The organism is Paraburkholderia bannensis NBRC 103871 (assembly GCF_000685015.1).
GTDB lineage: Bacteria > Pseudomonadota > Gammaproteobacteria > Burkholderiales > Burkholderiaceae > Paraburkholderia > Paraburkholderia bannensis.
In genome coordinates this window covers 155165-171514 of record NZ_BAYA01000013.1, presented here as the reverse complement: position 1 = coordinate 171514, position 16350 = coordinate 155165, and the positions used below count along the sequence as shown (strand labels likewise).

General features: G+C 64.9%; 14 protein-coding genes. 13 read left to right on the top strand and 1 reads right to left on the bottom strand.

Translation table 11 applies throughout. The features are described from left to right. Positions 1-14 precede the first annotated feature (14 nt). From BBA01S_RS20685 to BBA01S_RS20630, 12 genes are all read left to right on the top strand, one after another. A complete protein-coding gene (locus BBA01S_RS20685) occupies positions 15-1103 on the top strand; it encodes an aromatic ring-hydroxylating oxygenase subunit alpha (RefSeq protein ID WP_027818130.1) in 1089 nt (362 codons plus the stop codon). After that, positions 1096-1872 carry an SDR family oxidoreductase gene (locus BBA01S_RS20680; protein WP_027818129.1) on the top strand — a complete coding sequence of 259 codons (777 nt, stop codon included), beginning with the start codon at positions 1096-1098 and terminating at the stop codon, positions 1870-1872. The genes BBA01S_RS20685 and BBA01S_RS20680 overlap by 8 nt, the downstream gene beginning before the upstream one ends. 42 nt (positions 1873-1914) lie before the next feature. Continuing rightward, complete coding sequence (locus BBA01S_RS20675; protein WP_027818128.1) at positions 1915-2454, top strand: cupin domain-containing protein; 540 nt, start codon at positions 1915-1917, stop codon at positions 2452-2454. 61 nt (positions 2455-2515) lie between these two features. Continuing rightward, on the top strand, positions 2516-3436 hold the full coding sequence (locus BBA01S_RS41970; RefSeq protein ID WP_042297598.1) for an alpha/beta fold hydrolase: 921 nt from the start codon (positions 2516-2518) through the stop codon (positions 3434-3436). Then, a complete protein-coding gene (locus tag BBA01S_RS20665) occupies positions 3433-4335 on the top strand; it encodes an IclR family transcriptional regulator (RefSeq protein WP_027818127.1) in 903 nt (300 codons plus the stop codon). The genes BBA01S_RS41970 and BBA01S_RS20665 overlap by 4 nt, the downstream gene beginning before the upstream one ends. Beyond that, positions 4332-5150: an SDR family oxidoreductase gene (locus BBA01S_RS20660; protein ID WP_027818126.1), complete on the top strand. Its 819-nt coding sequence runs from the start codon at positions 4332-4334 to the stop codon at positions 5148-5150. Before BBA01S_RS20665 ends, BBA01S_RS20660 begins: the two co-directional genes overlap by 4 nt. Next, complete coding sequence (locus tag BBA01S_RS20655) at positions 5143-6801, top strand: thiamine pyrophosphate-binding protein (protein WP_027818125.1); 1659 nt, start codon at positions 5143-5145, stop codon at positions 6799-6801. Before BBA01S_RS20660 ends, BBA01S_RS20655 begins: the two co-directional genes overlap by 8 nt. Beyond that, a complete protein-coding gene (locus BBA01S_RS20650; protein ID WP_027818124.1) occupies positions 6794-7627 on the top strand; it encodes an aspartate dehydrogenase in 834 nt (277 codons plus the stop codon). The genes BBA01S_RS20655 and BBA01S_RS20650 overlap by 8 nt, the downstream gene beginning before the upstream one ends. 145 nt (positions 7628-7772) lie before the next feature. Then, on the top strand, positions 7773-9266 hold the full coding sequence (locus tag BBA01S_RS20645) for an aldehyde dehydrogenase (RefSeq protein ID WP_027818123.1): 1494 nt from the start codon (positions 7773-7775) through the stop codon (positions 9264-9266). 24 nt (positions 9267-9290) lie between these two features. Then, a complete protein-coding gene (locus BBA01S_RS20640; protein ID WP_027818122.1) occupies positions 9291-10253 on the top strand; it encodes a VOC family protein in 963 nt (320 codons plus the stop codon). Continuing rightward, positions 10250-11488 carry an NAD(P)/FAD-dependent oxidoreductase gene (locus BBA01S_RS20635; RefSeq protein WP_027818121.1) on the top strand — a complete coding sequence of 413 codons (1239 nt, stop codon included), beginning with the start codon at positions 10250-10252 and terminating at the stop codon, positions 11486-11488. Before BBA01S_RS20640 ends, BBA01S_RS20635 begins: the two co-directional genes overlap by 4 nt. 57 nt (positions 11489-11545) lie before the next feature. Then, on the top strand, positions 11546-12967 hold the full coding sequence (locus tag BBA01S_RS20630) for an MFS transporter (RefSeq protein WP_027818120.1): 1422 nt from the start codon (positions 11546-11548) through the stop codon (positions 12965-12967). A gap of 90 nt (positions 12968-13057) precedes the next feature. Here the strand turns inward: BBA01S_RS20630 and BBA01S_RS41965 are convergent, their stop codons facing one another. Then, positions 13058-13939: a hypothetical protein gene (locus BBA01S_RS41965; RefSeq protein ID WP_052391814.1), complete on the bottom strand. Its 882-nt coding sequence runs from the start codon at positions 13937-13939 to the stop codon at positions 13058-13060. A gap of 494 nt (positions 13940-14433) precedes the next feature. On the opposite strand from BBA01S_RS41965, the gene BBA01S_RS20620 reads away from it, so the two are divergent. After that, positions 14434-16344, top strand: a complete 1911-nt coding sequence (locus tag BBA01S_RS20620) for a PD40 domain-containing protein (protein WP_084162382.1) — start codon at positions 14434-14436, stop codon at positions 16342-16344. Positions 16345-16350 lie beyond the last annotated feature (6 nt).

The window sequence follows — 16350 nt, the reverse complement described above, 5'->3', positions numbered from 1 at the left end:
ACGGAGCCCCCCACATGACCTCCCCCACATCCGAAGGCGCCGCACTGAGCGCCGACCCGATTCGCGCCTACCTGGATCGCGGCATCAAGAACTACTGGTATCCCGTTGCCCCGAGCTGGCAGGTGGGCGACGCGCCCATCGGCATCACGCGCCTGGGCGAACAGATCGTGCTGTGGCGCGACAAGGAAGGTGCGATCCACGCACTCGAAGATCGCTGCCCGCACCGCGGCGCGCGCCTGTCGCTGGGCTGGAACCTCGGCAAGAGCGTGGCGTGCTGGTATCACGGCATCGAGATCGACGGCAGCGGCACCGTGCAAAGCGTGCCGGCCGTATCGGCATGCCCGCTGGAAGGCCAGAAGTGCGTGAAGTCGTATCCCGCGCAGGAACATGCGGGCGCGATCTTCCTGTGGTTCGGCGACGATGCGCACAAGGAACCCGCGCCGCTGCAGCTACCCGAGGAACTGGTGGGCGAGGAATACGCCAGCTTCCTGTGCATGTCGCACTGGAAGTGCAATTACCAGTACGCGATCGACAACGTCATGGATCCGATGCACGGCGCGTATCTGCACGCGACCTCGCACTCGATGGCCGAAGGCGACAAGCAGGCCGACATGCGCGTGCGTAAAACCGACACCGGCCTCATGTTCGAGAAGATCGGCCAGCGCGACGTGAACTTCGACTGGGTCGAACTGGGCGAGACCGGCTGCCTGTGGATGCGCCTCGCGATTCCGTACAAGAAAAAGTTCGGCCCCGGCGGCAACTTCGGCATCATCGGCTTCGCGGTGCCCGTCGACGAAGACAACTGCCAGGTCTACTTCTGGCGCACGCGCAAGGTGCAGGGCTGGCAGCGCGACGCATGGCGCTTCATGTACCGCAACCGCCTGGAAGGCCTGCATTGGGCCGTGCTGGAGCAGGATCGCTACGTCCTGGAAAGCATGGCGCCGAACGCGCGCGACCAGGAGTTCCTCTATCAGCACGATGTCGGCATGACGCGCGTGCGCCGCCTGCTGCGTCAACGTGCGCAGCAACATATGTCGGATCTCGAAGCATTCCGCGCTGCCAATCCGGCCGCTGACGCCCACGCCGAGCACAGCCATGCATGACGTGAACACGTCCACGCAGGGCGCACTCGCGGGCCGGCGCGTGATCGTCACGGGCGGCGCGCGCGGGCTGGGCGCGGCGTTCGTGAATACGCTCGCAAAGAGCGGCGCGCGCGTCGTATTCGGCGACGTGCTGCACGATGCGGGCGAAGCGCTGGCGCGCTCGCTCGTGTCCGAAGGTCACGACGTGGCGTTCCTGTCGCTGGATCTTTCGCAACCCGAGAGCATCACGGCTTTCGTGGACGCCGCGGCACAACGCATGGGCGGCGTGGATGCGCTGATCAACAACGCGGCCATCACCAACTCGGGCGGCAAGTTCGCCAGCGAGATCGCGGTCTCGACGTGGGACGCGGTGATGGACGTGAACGTGCGCGGCACCTGGCTCATGTGCACGGCTGCGCAGCGCTGGCTGCGCGAGTCGGGCCGCGGCGCCATCGTGAATATCGCTTCGGACACCGCACTATGGGGCGCGCCAAAGCTGCTCGCCTATGTGGCCAGCAAGGGCGCCGTGATCGCGATGACGCATTCGCTCGCGCGTGAGTTCGGCGGCGACGGCATTACCGTCAATGCGATCGCGCCGGGCCTGACCGAAGTGGAAGCCACGGCTTACGTGCCCGCCGAGCGTCACGCGTTCTACCTCGAAGGCCGCGCCTTGCAGCGTCCCCAGGTGCCCGAAGATGTGACGGGCCCCGTGCTGTTCCTGTTGACCGACGCCGCGCGTTTCGTGACCGGGCAGCTGCTGCCGGTCAACGGCGGCTTTGTGATGAATTGACTCGTTCGAATCGAACGTTCGAAAGCTAGAAAGGAGAAAGCGATGGCCGATGCCGATATCGAAAGCAAGTCGTGGGACCGTCCCGCCGACGCGAGCTTTGACGACTGGATGAACAGCCGCGTAGCGCGCTATGAAACGCGCCGCTACGACTGGGACGCCCTGAAGTTCCAGGCCGACTATGACCCGAAGTACCGTCGCGCGCAGATGCGCTACGTGGGCACGGGCGGCACGGGCGTGGCGAAGGACAGCAACACGGTGCCTTCGGGCGGCTTCACGTTCTCGACGATGGTGATCCCGGCCGGCAACATCGGCCCGAGCCATATCCATATCGACGTGGAAGAAATCTTCTTCGTGCTGCGCGGCAAGATGAAGGTCATCTGCGAGAAGGACGGCGAAACGTGGGAAGCCGTGCTCGGCGAGCGCGACCTGATCTCGGTGCCGCCTGGCGTCTACCGCACGGAAATCAACATCGGCGAGGAAGACGCGCTGATGTGCGTGATGCTGGGTTCGCCCAAGCCCATCACGCCGACGTATCCGCCGGATTCGCCGCTCGCGAAGATCAAGCGCGAGATGCAGAAGTAATCGCTGCAAATAAGCATCACTAAGTAGAAGCATTCACGAAGCCCGCTGGAAACCGCAAGCCATGAACGAAGCGATCGACCCTCACGCCTCATCAGCCGCCACGCTCGACACGCGGCTCGCGCGCTTTGCGCCGCGCGACGTGCGAGCGGGCGAGGCGTGCGTGAGCTATCGCGAAGCAGCGCAGCAACAAGCGAACGGCAATGAGGCGCTGCCGCTCGTGCTGCTGCATGGCATCGGCTCGGGCGCGGCTTCGTGGGTGCAGCAGTTCGAAGTACTGGGTGAAGCGCGTCGCGTGCTGGCCTGGGATGCGCCCGGTTATGGCGCGTCCACGCCGGTTGCGAGCGCGTCGCCCGTCGCCGCCGACTATGCGCGCGTGCTGCGCGACTGGCTCGACGCAGCGGGCATTGCGCGCTGCGTGCTGGTGGGGCATTCGCTGGGCGCGATCGTCGCGGGTGCTTTTACCGCTGCGCATCCGCAGCGTGTGAGCGGCCTGCTGCTGATTTCGCCCGCTGGCGGTTATGGCGCGGCCGATCCGCAAGTGCGCGCCGACAAGCGCGACGCGCGTCTGGCCATGCTTGCCGAACTCGGCCCGCAAGGTCTCGCCGAAAAACGCAGCGCCAACATGCTTTCGCCGCACGCGAGCGACGCCGCGCGCGCCTGGGTGCGCTGGAACATGGCGCGCGTGATTCCGCACGGTTACGCGCAGGCCACGCACCTGCTCGCCAATGCCGACCTTGCCGCCGATCTCGCGCAATGCGTGGGCCGCGTGCCGATGGCAGTGGCGGTGGGCGATGAGGACACCATCACGCCGCCCGCTGCCTGCGAGTGCCTCGCCCAGGTCGCACAAGCGTCGTTCGATCGCGTGCCGCGCGCGGGCCACGCAGGCTACATCGAGCAGCCCGACGCCTATAACGCGCTGATCGACACTTTCTGCCGTACGCACCACCTCATTCCGCACATTCAGGAAAACATTCAGCCATGACAGCCGACCTCGCCAGCGCGTCCCGCGACGCCGACGAAGACCGCAGCGACACGAGTTACCGCGTGCCCGGTCTGGAACGGGGCCTGCGCATCCTGACCGAATTCTCGCCGCGCGAGCCCGTGCTCGACGCGCCCGAACTGTCGCGCCGCCTGGGTATTCCGCGCACGACGGTGTTCCGTCTGCTGCAGACGCTCGAATCGCTGGGCTTTCTGGAGCGCGCCGACCGCGACCGTAATTACCGCCTGGGCGTCGCCGTGCTGCGCCTGGGCTTTGAATACCTGAGCTCGCTGGAGCTGACCGACCTGGGCCTGCCGCTCATCGAGTCGCTGCGCGACGCCACCGGCCTGACTTCGCACATCGTGATCCGCGATGGCCGCGACATCGTATTCGTCGCCAAGGCGCAAAGCCATGCGCCGATCTTCAGCTCCGTGAAGGTGAACGTGGGCACGCGCCTGCCCGCGCACGCCACCACGCACGGCCAGGTGCTGATGGGCGACCTCACGCTCGACGACCTGCGCGCGCTCTATCCGGAGCCGCATCTCGAACGCTTCACGCCTTCGACGCCGGACACGGTCGAAGAACTCTATATGCGCATTCGCGAAGACGCGGAACGCGGCTATGCGGTCAGCGAATCGTCGTTCGAACGCGGTATTTCGGTGGTGTCGGCGCCCGTGCGCAACGACACGGGCCGCATCGCAGCCGTTGTGACCACAACGATTCCGCGTCCCGGCATCGAGGCTTCGCTGCTTGACGGCGGCCTGATCGACAAAGTCCGGCACGCCGCCGACGAACTCTCGAAGCGCCTGAACTATCGTCCGGGCGTGCACGCTGAAAATCGTGCTGCAAATCACGCTGTTGGCAACAAAACGTCGTACATGAAGGCATTGGGGATCAAATGATTCAACTCGATTTGACCGGCCAGGTGGCGGTGGTGACGGGCGGTTCGTCCGGCATCGGCCTCGCGACCGCCGAACTCTTTTTGCAGGCGGGTGCATGCGTCGCGATCTGCGGCCGCGACGGCGACCGTCTCGCGCGTGCCGAGCGCGAACTGCGCGAACGCCATCCTCAGGCGCAGTTGCTGGCCGCGCGCTGCGACGTGCTCGACGCGAACGATGTCGCCGCGTTTGCGGGCGCGGTGGAACAGCGCTTCGGTCGCGCCGACATGCTCGTGAACAACGCTGGCCAGGGCCGCGTCTCCACCTTCGCGGACACCACCGACGAAGCGTGGCGCGAGGAGCTCGACCTCAAGTATTTCAGCATCATCCGTCCGACCCGCGCCTTTTTGCCGATGCTGCGTAGCACTGCAAAACAAGGGCAGAACGCGTCGATCGTCTGCGTGAACTCGCTGCTGGCGTTGCAGCCCGAGCCGCATATGGTCGCGACGTCGTCGGCGCGGGCGGGCGTGCTCAGCCTCATCAAGTCGCTCGCGGTGGAACTCGCGCCCGAGCATATCCGCGTGAACTCGATCCTGATCGGCATCGTGGAGTCGGGCCAATGGCGCCGCCGCTACGAGAACGACGCCGCCGCCCAGGCCGCCGGCCAGAGCTGGCAGCAATGGACGGGCGAGCTCGCACGCAAGAAGCACATTCCGCTGGGCCGCTTCGGTCTTCCCGAAGAAGCCGCCCAGGCGCTGTTTTATCTGGCCACGTCCCTGTCGTCCTATACGACGGGCAGTCACATCGATGTATCTGGAGGCGTTGCACGTCATGTCTAAGCAAACCACCGTCGGCGAACTGATCGCCGCCTTCCTCGAACAATGTGGAGTCCAAACCGCCTTTGGCGTGATTTCGATCCACAACATGCCGATCCTCGACGCCATCGGCGTGCGCGGCAAGATCCGCTATGTGGGCGCGCGCGGCGAAGCCGGCGCGGTCAACATGGCCGACGGCCTCGCGCGTGTCTCCGGCGGCCTCGGCGTGGCGTTCACGAGCACGGGCACGGCGGCGGGCAACGCCGCGGGCGCGATGGTCGAAGCCCTCACGGCAGGCACGGCGCTGCTGCACATCACCGGCCAGATCGAGACCGAATACCTCGACCAGGATCTCGCGTACATCCACGAAGCGCCGGATCAACTGTCGATGCTCCAGTCGATCTCGAAGGCCGCGTTCCGCGTGCGCTCGGTCGAGACCGCGCTGCCGACGATCCGCGAAGCCGTGCGCGTCGCGCAGACCGCGCCGAGCGGCCCCGTCAGCGTCGAGATCCCCATCGACATCCAGGCGGCACTGACCGACTGGCCCGCCGACCTGGGCGCGCCGCATCTGACGACGCTCACGCACGACGAAGCACGTGTCGAGCAACTGGCGAACGAACTGGCAAAGGCAAAGCGCCCGCTGCTGTGGCTGGGCGGCGGCACGCGTCACGCGCGCGCAGCGGTCGAGCGCCTCGTGGCGCTGGGCTTTGGCGTGGTGACGAGCGTGCAGGGTCGTGGCGTGCTGCCGGAAGATCATCCGGCGACGCTGGGCGCGTTCAACGTGAGCGCGTCGGTCGAGCGCTTCTACAAGACCTGCGACGCGATGCTGGTGGTGGGCTCGCGCCTGCGCGGCAACGAAACGCTCAAGTACAAACTCGGCCTGCCGCAGCCGCTGTACCGTGTGGACGCCGATGCGCTGGCCGATAACCGCGGCTACCGCAACGCGCTGTTCGTGCACGGCGACGCTGCGCGCGTGCTCGACGCACTCGCCACGCGCCTTGAAAACAAGCTCAAGGTCGATCCGCAATTCCACGCCGATCTGGCCGCTGCGCGCGACACGGCTGTCGAGGAATCGGCCAAGGGTCTCGGCCCGTACCGCCGCCTCGTCGAAGCGCTGCAACGCGCCGTGGGCCGCGACTACAACTGGGTGCGCGACGTCACGATTTCGAACAGCACGTGGGGCAACCGCCTGCTGAAGATCTTCACGCCGCGTGCGGGCGTGCACGCGCTGGGCGGCGGCATCGGCCAGGGCATGCAGATGGGCATTGGCGCGGCGCTTGCGAATTCGGCGGCCAAGACCGTGTGCCTGGTGGGCGACGGCGGCCTGATGGTCAACGTCGGCGAACTCGCCACGGCCGTGCAGGAAAAGGCCAACGTCATGATCGTGCTGATGAACGACCAGTGCTACGGCGTGATCCGCAACATCCAGGACGCGCAGTACGGCGGCCGCCGCATGTTCGTCGACCTGCACCAGCCGGAGTTCTCGCAGTTCTGCGCGAGCCTGGGCCTCAAGCACTATCGCCTCTCGTCGCTCGACAACGCCGATGCGCTGATCGCCGAAGGCATGGCGTTCGAGGGCCCTGTGCTGCTCGAAGTGGACATGAAGGCCGTGGGCAGCTTCGAAGCCGTGTTCGCCGGCCCGCCGGTGCGCAAAGAGGAGCCGGAACATGCATAACGGCCACGCGAGTCACGCGCAGCACGCGCCCATCGACATCGCGATGATCGGCTTTGGCGCGATTGGCCAGACCGTTTATCGCGCGGTCGCGGCCGACCCGCTCGTGCACGTCTCGCATGTGATCGTGCCCGAGCACCACGCCGACGACGTGCGCAAGCAGGTCGACGCGTCGGTGGAAGTGGTCTCGTCCGTGAGCCTGCTGTCGTCGAAGCCGCAGTTCGCGCTGGAATGCGCGGGCCACGCGGCGCTCGTCGATCACGTCGTGCCGCTGCTGCAACGTGGCACCGACTGCGCGGTGGCGTCGATTGGCGCGCTCTCCGACCTCGACCTGCTGGAGCGCCTGTCGCTCGCGGCAGACGAAGGCGATGCGACGCTCACGCTGCTCTCGGGCGCCATCGGCGGCATCGATGCGCTGTCGGCGGCCAAGCTCGGCGGCCTCGACGAGGTGCTGTACACGGGCCGCAAGCCGCCGCTGGGCTGGCTCGATACGCCTGCGGAAAAGGTCTGCGACCTGCGCACGCTCACGAAAGAGCAGGTGATCTTCGAAGGCAGCGCGCGCGAAGCGGCGCGGCTCTTTCCGAAGAACGCCAACGTGGCGGCGACGATTGCACTCGCGGGCCTCGGCCTCGACCAGACGACGGTGCGCCTGATTGCCGATCCGGCGGTCGAGCGCAACGTGCACCGCATCGTGGCGCGCGGCGCGTTCGGCGAAATGTCGCTGGAAATGAGCGGCAAGCCGCTGCCCGACAACCCGAAGACGTCGGCGCTCACCGCGTACAGCGCGATCCGTGCGCTGCGCAACCGGGCGGCGCGCTGCGTGATCTGACGCTCGATAGAGGTTTTAAAGCAGTTCCAAAGCAGTATTAAGGCAGCTTTAAAACAAGCGTTTTTTGTCGTGATGGAATGCGATGCGTGTGGTGCGAATGAAGCAGCACCGCATCGCAGGCACTAGAAACAGAGAGACCTCTGATATGACTCCCTTCGATACGAGCCTCGTCCCGAACGGCGATATTTTGATCGGCGGCGAATGGCGCCAGGGCCGCGCCGCGCCGTTCGCGAGCGTTTATCCGGCTGACCAGTCGCTCAACATGGAGGTCTCGACGGCGAGCGCCGAAGACGCCGCCGAAGCAGTGGAAAAGGCGCACGCCGCATGGAAGCACGGCGAATGGGCCACCATGAAGCCGCATCTGCGCGCGCTCGTGCTCTATCGCATCGCCGACCTCATCATGCAGCGCCACGAAGCGCTCGCACAGTTGCAGCGTCGCGACAACGGCAAGCCGATCAAGGAAACGCGCGTGCTGGTGGCGAGCGCCGCCAACACGTTCCGCTATTTCGCGGCCTGCCTGGAAACGCTCGACGAAGAAGTCACGCCATCGCGCGGCGACTACCTGACGATGAGCGTGTACGAGCCGATTGGCGTGATCGCGGCCATTACGCCGTGGAACTCGCCGATCGCATCGGATGCGCAGAAGCTCGCACCCGCACTTGCGGGCGGCAACGCGGTGGTGCTCAAGCCCGCCGAAGTCACGCCGCTGATTTCGCTGGCGCTCGCACGCATCTGCGAAGAAGCCGGTGTGCCCAAGGGCATCGTGAGCGTGCTGCCGGGCAAGGGCTCGGTGATCGGCGACGTGCTGGTGCGCCACCCGCTCGTCAGGAAAGTGTCGTTCACGGGCGGCACGGAAGTGGGCCGCGGCATCGCGCGCATCGCCGCGGACAAGCTCATGCCGGTGTCGCTCGAACTGGGCGGCAAGTCGCCGACCATCGTGTTCGAAGACGCGGATCTCGACCACGCCGTCAACGGCGTGCTGTACGGTATTTTCAGCTCGTCGGGCGAAGCGTGCATCGCGGGCTCGCGCCTCTTCGTGCAGCGTTCGATTTACGACGCGTTTATGAAGCGTCTGGTGGAAGGCGCGCGCAAGTTGCGCGTGGGCGACCCGTCGAGCGAAAACACGCAGATGGGCCCGCTCATCACCGCGAAGCATCGCGAGTCGGTCGAGCGTTATGTTGCCATCGGCCTTGAAGAAGGCGGCCGCCTGCTGTGCGGCGGCGAGCGTCCAGTGGGCGAGCAGCGCGAAGACGGCTTCTTCTATCAGCCGACGATTCTGGAAGGCCTGAAAAACAGCGCCCGTATCTGCCAGGAAGAGATTTTCGGGCCGGTGCTGGTGGCCATGCCCTTCGACGACGAAGCCGCACTGATCGAAGAAGCGAACGACAGCGTGTTCGGCCTTGCCGCCGGCATCTGGACGCGCGATTACAAACGCGCATGGCGCGTGGCGCGCAAGCTCGACGCGGGCACCGTCTGGATCAATACGTACAAGCTGTTCTCGATTTCCACGCCGTTCTCGGGCTGGAAGGAAAGCGGCATGGGCCGCGAGAAAGGCCGGCTTGGCATTCGCGAATATATGCAGCAAAAGAGCCTCTACTGGGGCTTGAACGACGCGCCGCTGCCCTGGGCCAACGCCTGAACGCACGCGCACGGAGCAAGAAACATGACGATTCTCGGCATTGAACAGATTACCTACGGCGTGACGGATCTCGACACCTGCCGCCGCTTTTTCGCGGACTGGGGCATGAAGGAGACCGCGCACGACGAAACGCGCGCCCGCTTCGAGACGCTCAACGGCTGCACGGTGCTGGTGGCCGATGCGAACGACGCATCGCTGCCCGCCGCCTTCGAAGAAGGCCCGACGCTGCGCGAAGTGGTGTGGGGCGTGGCGACGGGTGAAGAACTCGACGCATTGCGCGAGCGCCTGAAAGGCCAGCCCGGCTATTACAGCGATGACAAGGGCGTTGGCTGTTTCGACCCTGCGGGTATGGCGATTCGCATTGAAGTCACGCGCAAGCGCGAGATCGACGTGCAAGGCTCGCCTTCGAACGTGTGGGGCCAGACGCTGCGCGTCGATACGCCGTCGCCGATCTATGAGCGCGCGGAACCGGTCGAAGTCGGCCATGTGGTGTTCTTCACGAACTGCCTCGCGGAACAGGAAAAGTTCTATCACGAGGTGCTCGGCTTTGAGACCTCGGATCGTTACCCGAATCGCGGCGCGTTCATGCGCTGCGCGCCGCACGGCGGCCACCACGACCTGTTCCTGCTCGCGCTGCCCGACGGCAAGAAGGGCCTCAATCACGTCGCCTTCACGGTGCGCGATATCCATGAGGTGTTTGGCGGCGGTCTGCATATCAGCCGTTGCGGCTGGACGACGCAGCTTGGCCCGGGCCGTCATCCGGTGTCGTCGGCTTACTTCTGGTACTTCAAGAACCCGGCGGGCGGCCTGATCGAGTATTACGCCGACGAAGACCAGCTCACGCCCGAATGGGAGCCGCGTGACTTCGAACCGGGCCCCACCGTGTTTGCGGAGTGGGCCATCGACGGCGGCCTGGACGGCAATACGCGTCGCCAGAAAAACGCCGAAGCGCCGAAGGGCAAGTTCATGACGGAGCGTAAATCATGAGCGAATCGATTCAAGCGGACGCAGTCGATGCACCGAAGACCGTCGTCGTGATCGGCGGCGGCCAGGCCGCGGGCTGGGTCGTCAAGACGCTGCGCCAGGAAGGCTACGCGGGCCGTCTCGTGATGATCGCCGACGAAACGCACCTGCCGTACGAGCGTCCGCCGCTGTCGAAAGCGGTGCTCGCAGGCGAAGCCGATATCGAAACCGTGCGCATCACGAAGCCCGACGAATTCGCTGCGCTCGATATCGAAGCGTGGCAGCCCGACTGTGCCACCGCGATCGACCGCGCCACTCGCACGGTAACGACGCGTTCGGGCCGCGAGGTGAAGTACGACCGCCTCGTGATCGCCACCGGCGGCGCGGCGCGCAAGCTGCCTGCGAACATTGCGAAGAGCGCGCACGTGACCTATCTGCGCACGCTCGACGAGGCGATGGCGCTGGGCGAGCGCCTGCGCCGCAGCCAGCGCGTGCTGGTGGTGGGCGGCGGCTGGATCGGCCTGGAAGTGGCGGCGACCGCGCGCAAGCTCGGCGTGGCGGCCACGGTGATCGAAGGTGCGCCGCGTCTGTGCGCACGTTCGCTGCCGAACGAGGTTTCGCAGTTCCTGCTCGACTTGCACAGTGCGAACGGCGTGGATATCCGCCTGAATGCGCAGCTCGTGTCGCTCGACGACCACGGTGACGGCGTGCGCGCGACCTTCGCGGACGGCAGCACGCTCGACGCGGACTTTGCGGTTGCCGGCATTGGTCTCGCGCCTCACACGGCGATTGCCGAAGCGGCGGGTCTCGACGTGCAGGACGGCATTGTCGTCGACGAATTCGGACAAACTTCGGATTCCGATATTTTTGCCTGCGGCGACGTGGCCAATCATCCGAACGCGTGGCTCAAGCGCCGCGTGCGGCTGGAATCGTGGGCCAACGCGCAGAACCAGGCGATTGCCGCGGCCAAAGCGGTGCTCGGCGTGAAGACGCCATATGCGGAGATCCCGTGGTTCTGGTCGGATCAGTACGACGTGAACCTGCAGATTCTCGGCGAGATTCCGGCAGGCGCGACTCCCGCATTGCGCGGCAGCCTCGAAGACAAGCGCGCGACGCTGTTCTTCGTGGAGGACGGGCACCTGCGCGGCGTCATCGCCATCAACTCGGCGCGCGACCTGAAACTGGCGCGCAAATGGATGAACCAGGGCCGCGCGGTGGACATCGCGGCGCTGGTCGACACCGGCAAGGCGCTCGCGTAGAGCGCCCTCAAGCGACCCACAAGCGATACAAGCGAAATACGGGACGGGACCACAGGCATGAGAACCCTCGATACTTCATTCGGCCATAGCGGCGCGGCCGCTGCGCTCGACGAGACGCCCGTGCGCGAGCCGCTCACGCGCGGCTCGATCATCGCGCGCCTCGAACGGCTGCCGACCAACGCCATGCAGGTGCGCGCCCGCATCCTGATCGGCCTTGCCACGTTCTTCGACGGTTTCGACGTGATCGCCATTGCGGCGACCCTGCCGATCCTGATCCAGAAGTGGCAGCTCACGCCCTGGGAGATCGGTTTCCTGATCGCCTCCGGGTCGGTCGGACAGTTGTTTGGCGCATTCCTGTTTCCGTGGCTAGCGGAACGTCATGGCCGCGTGCGCGCCATTGCGTGGAGCTCGGGCATCATCGGCGTGACCAGCATTGCCTGCGGCTTCGCGCCGAGCTTCGCGGTGTTCGCGGCGCTGCGCGTGATCCAGGGCTTCGGGCTGGGCGGCGAATTGCCGGTGGCCGCAACGTATATCAACGAGGTCAGCCGCGCGCATGGCCGTGGACGCTTCGTTCTCCTCTACGAGATCGTGTTCCCGATCGGGCTGCTGGCGTCGAATGCGCTGGGCGCATGGATCGTGCCGCGCTTTGGCTGGCAGGCGATGTACTTCATCGGCGGCATGCCGCTCGTGCTGTTCTTCGTGCTGCGCAAGCTCGTGCCGGAATCGCCGCGCTGGCTCGCCGAACGCGAACGCCTGGCCGACGCTGATGCCGCCGTGCACGCGTTCGAGCGCACCGCAAAGGGCCCGCTGCCGCCGGTCACGAACGCCGCGGAATTCGACGCGATGGCCAAACGCCATCCCAAGCGCAGCGTGAAAGACCTGTTTGGCCAGGCCTATCTGAAGCGCACGCTGGCCGTGGCGATGCTGTGGATGACCTGCGGCTTCATTCAGTACGGCCTGTCGACGTGGCTGCCGACGATCTATCGCACGGTCTATCACGCGCCGCTGCAACTGGCGCTGAATCTCGCGGTGGCGGCTTCGGTGCTGGGCGTGGTGGGTTCGTTGACCTGCGCGCTGCTGGTGGACAAGGTGGGACGCAAGCCCATCATCAACGTGTCGTTCCTGCTGTGCGCGGTGTCGCTGGCACTGGCGGGCGTGTGCCACTCGATGTCGGTCTACGTGGTGGCGATGCTCTGCGCGCTGGCGCTGGGCCTGCTGGCAAGCGGCTTCATCACCGCCTACGTGTATACGCCGGAGCTTTATCCGACGAGCATCCGCGCGATGGGTTGCGGCATGGGCGGCGCGTGGCTGAAGGTAGCGGCGATCTTCGCGCCGACCATCGTGTCGAAGACGATGATCGGCGGCCATCTGGATATCGCGTTCTACATTCTCGCAGCGGTGCCGTTCCTCGCGGCCATCACCGTGCATTTCCTTGGGATCGAAACCAAGGGGAAAGTGCTGGAGCAACTGGAAGCGTAATCACGCGATTTGTATAGCGACAAAAAACACGGCGGCCGGGAAACCGGCCGCCGTATTTCGTTTACACGTCGATTATGGCGATCTTGGCGATCAGAAGTGCAGTTCGGCCATCACCATCGGTGCAGAGGTTTTCGTGCTGACCGTTTCGCTCGACGGCGTGCCGTACATGTTGTGCCAGTACTCGTAACCCACACCCACATACGCCGTGCGCGGGTGCCCGACGAACGAGCCGACATCGGCCAGCAGCGAAATGCGCGTAAGGATTTCGGTCGTGGTTTCGGTATTGAAACCGTCGCGACCCTTCGGCCCCGTCATGCTCGCGAAGCCGCGAAATTCGAACGGCACCTTCGCGACGCGGAACGGCACGAGCCACGAACTTTCAATGTGCCACGCAGTATGAAAGTGGATATCCACGCCCGCAATGCCGTTGTGATTGCTTTCCGTGCGACCGCCCACCGTCAGGTTCCAGAAGCCGTGCGGAATGGCAAACTCGACCGTCGGGCCGAACACGAGCATACGCGCGCGCTGCGCATAGGCATCGTTCTTCACGCCGAATTCATAGCCGATCGTCGCGCCCAGATCGCGCACGAAACCATAGCCGACCGAGCGGCCGAGAATCTTGCCTGCGCTCAGCTCGACGCGTCCGACGCTATAGACTTCCTGCGCACCGCCCTGGGAAGGGCCGCCCGCTTCCGGGTTCGCCGAGTTCGACACCAGGTAGTCGACGTTGAACGCGTAGCTGCCGTAACGGAAGCCGCCGATGGTCGTGAGGTAGCCAATGTTCTGCGCGACCTTGTCGGCCACGCCTGGGTAGTGGAAATCGCGGCCATAGCGATAGCCCACATAGGTGTCGTTCCAGACTAGCGGCGGTGCGCCGTCGTCGGCCTGGATCTGCTTCGCGGTGGGTGCCGCGCCGTTGGGTTGGGTCTCCTCGGTTTGCGGCGGTGCGGATCCGTTCGGCGCGGTGTACACCTCCGCGTGAGCGAATGGGGCAAAACAACAAAACATCGCAATGCCAATCAATGACTTGCGAATCGATGGCTTGCATGAGGCGCTTCGTGTCGTCTTCATTGTCTCCGGCCTTATACGTATTCTATTGACCACGTTATTGATCCATCGGGCGATGGAAAGCCGATGTGTCCGGCTGCCGGAGATGGTAGGTCAAGCCCTCGCGCCTGCCCTTATACAAAAGGCCGATTCGCTGGCACTTTTCTACATAAATTGAAAGTCGCTGGCGCCGTGCGCCAGGCGTGGCGCGGCTCTCGCGCGCTGCCAGTGCCAAAAAGTCCCAGCGAAAGTTCGTTTTGTTCAGGGACGCGCGCGGCGCAAGCCGTTACGCTTACGATCGAAGCCGCTACCTCCATCCGGTGCAAAGCGAAATAGAACAAACGCGGATTGCCTGATTGAGGCAATACCGTGACACCACGAAGGCACGCGGCCGCCGATAAATACAGGAGGCATTTGCAGTGCAATACAAGCTTAAATTCAGGCATATCGCTGTGTGCGCAGCGCTCGCGGGGAATGGCGTCCTGCTCTCGACGCCGGCATTTTCGGCCACTGAAGGCACGCTGTTGCTCAACCGGCTCGGCCCTGTCACATCGGATCTTTATATTGCCAACGCCGACGGTTCCGACGAGCACAAGCTGCTCGCGACCGAAGGCTTCGACTATCACGCGTCGTTCTCGAAGGACGGGCAGTGGATCGTGTTCACGTCGGAGCGCGCAGGCCTTGGCGAATCGGATCTTTATCGCGTGAAGGTGGACGGCTCGCAATTGCAGAAGCTGACCGATCACATCGCGGTCGACGATGCGGCGGCGTTCTCGCCCGTCGATCCCAATGTCATCGCATTCGTCTCGTCGCGTCGCGGCGCGCACGATTTTGGCACGACCAACATCTGGACGCTGAACATCGCCACGGGCGCGTTGAAGAACGTGACGGGCAAGATCAAGTTCGATCCGTCGAAGCCGCATAGTTTCTTCCGGCCTTCGTGGTCGCCGGACGGCAAGTGGATTGCGCTCTCGTCGGATATCGGCAGCGACTGGCGCGGCCATAACCTGCCGGTGGGCTGGGAGCGCACGCAGGAAAGCAGCATTTATATGATCCGCCCGGACGGCTCGGGCTGGCAGCAGGTCGCGACGCGCGCCGGATACGACGAAGGCTCGCCCACGTGGTCGCCCGACGGCAAGCGCGTGGCGTTCTACGAAACGCCGGTGGAATCGACGTGGGGCGCGCATCGTCCGGAAGGCATCAATAACGTCAGCTCGCAGATCGTTTCCGTCGACCTGGCGACGCACGCGCGCAGCGACCTCACGGCTACGCCCGGATTCAAGGTGTTTCCGCAATACCTGGACGACACGACGCTCGCGTATCACGTGAAGGGTGGCGCGACGGAAGGTCTCTACACCACGTCGGGCGAAGTGCGCGCCACGCGCGATTCAGGCATCCGCTCGCCGCACTATTCGTATGACGGCAAGAAGATCGTCTACGAGAAAGTGTCGTTCCGTCCCGCGCGCGCCAACGGCACGCCGCTGTTCAGTTTCGATCCGCGCTGGCAATACACCTATATCGACGTGTTCCCGCAACTCTCCGCCGACCGCAAGCAACTGGTCTACACGGAGAAAGCGATCAATTCGTCGATCGCGGTCGTGAACGCCGATCTCTCCGGCTACAAGCGCATTTACGATGCGGCGCAAAGCGGCCTCGATCCGAGCCTCGTGCAAAAGGGCCTGGCAGGCGCGTTCCAGCCGACCTGGTCGCCGGATCGCCAATGGGTCGCGTTCGGCGTGGGAAGCTGGTTCTTCACGCGCGCGGGCGGCCCCGGCAAGATCATGCGCATCAAGACCGACGGCAGCATGGACAGCCACGCGGAAGCGCTCACGGACGGGTCGGTCAACGCAGGCTTCCCGAGCTATTCGCCGGACGGCAGCAAGATCGTCTACCGCGTGTGGAGCGAGAAGGAAAAGGGTCTGCGCATTCTCGATCTGGCAACGCGCAAGACCACGGAACTGACGAGCGGCGAAGACAACCTGCCGGGCTGGTCGCCGGACGGCTCGAAGATCGTCTTCACGCGCAAGCAGGTCAATCCCGACGATCCGAACAAGTTCAACTACGACGTGTTCACGATCAAGCCGGACGGCAGCGACGCGCGACGCCTGACCACGGACGGCTCGAATCAGGGCCACGCCGTGTGGACGTACGACGGCCGCATCGCGTATAGCTCGGGTACGTATGGATTCCGCGACGAACTCGCGCTCTACGACAACAGCTTCCAGCCCGACGGCCAGAACTGGGTGATGAACGCAGACGGCAGCCATGCGCATCCGATCACCGACACGCTCTGGGAAGAAGCCATGCCGATGTACGTGCCGAATCCCTGACATCGC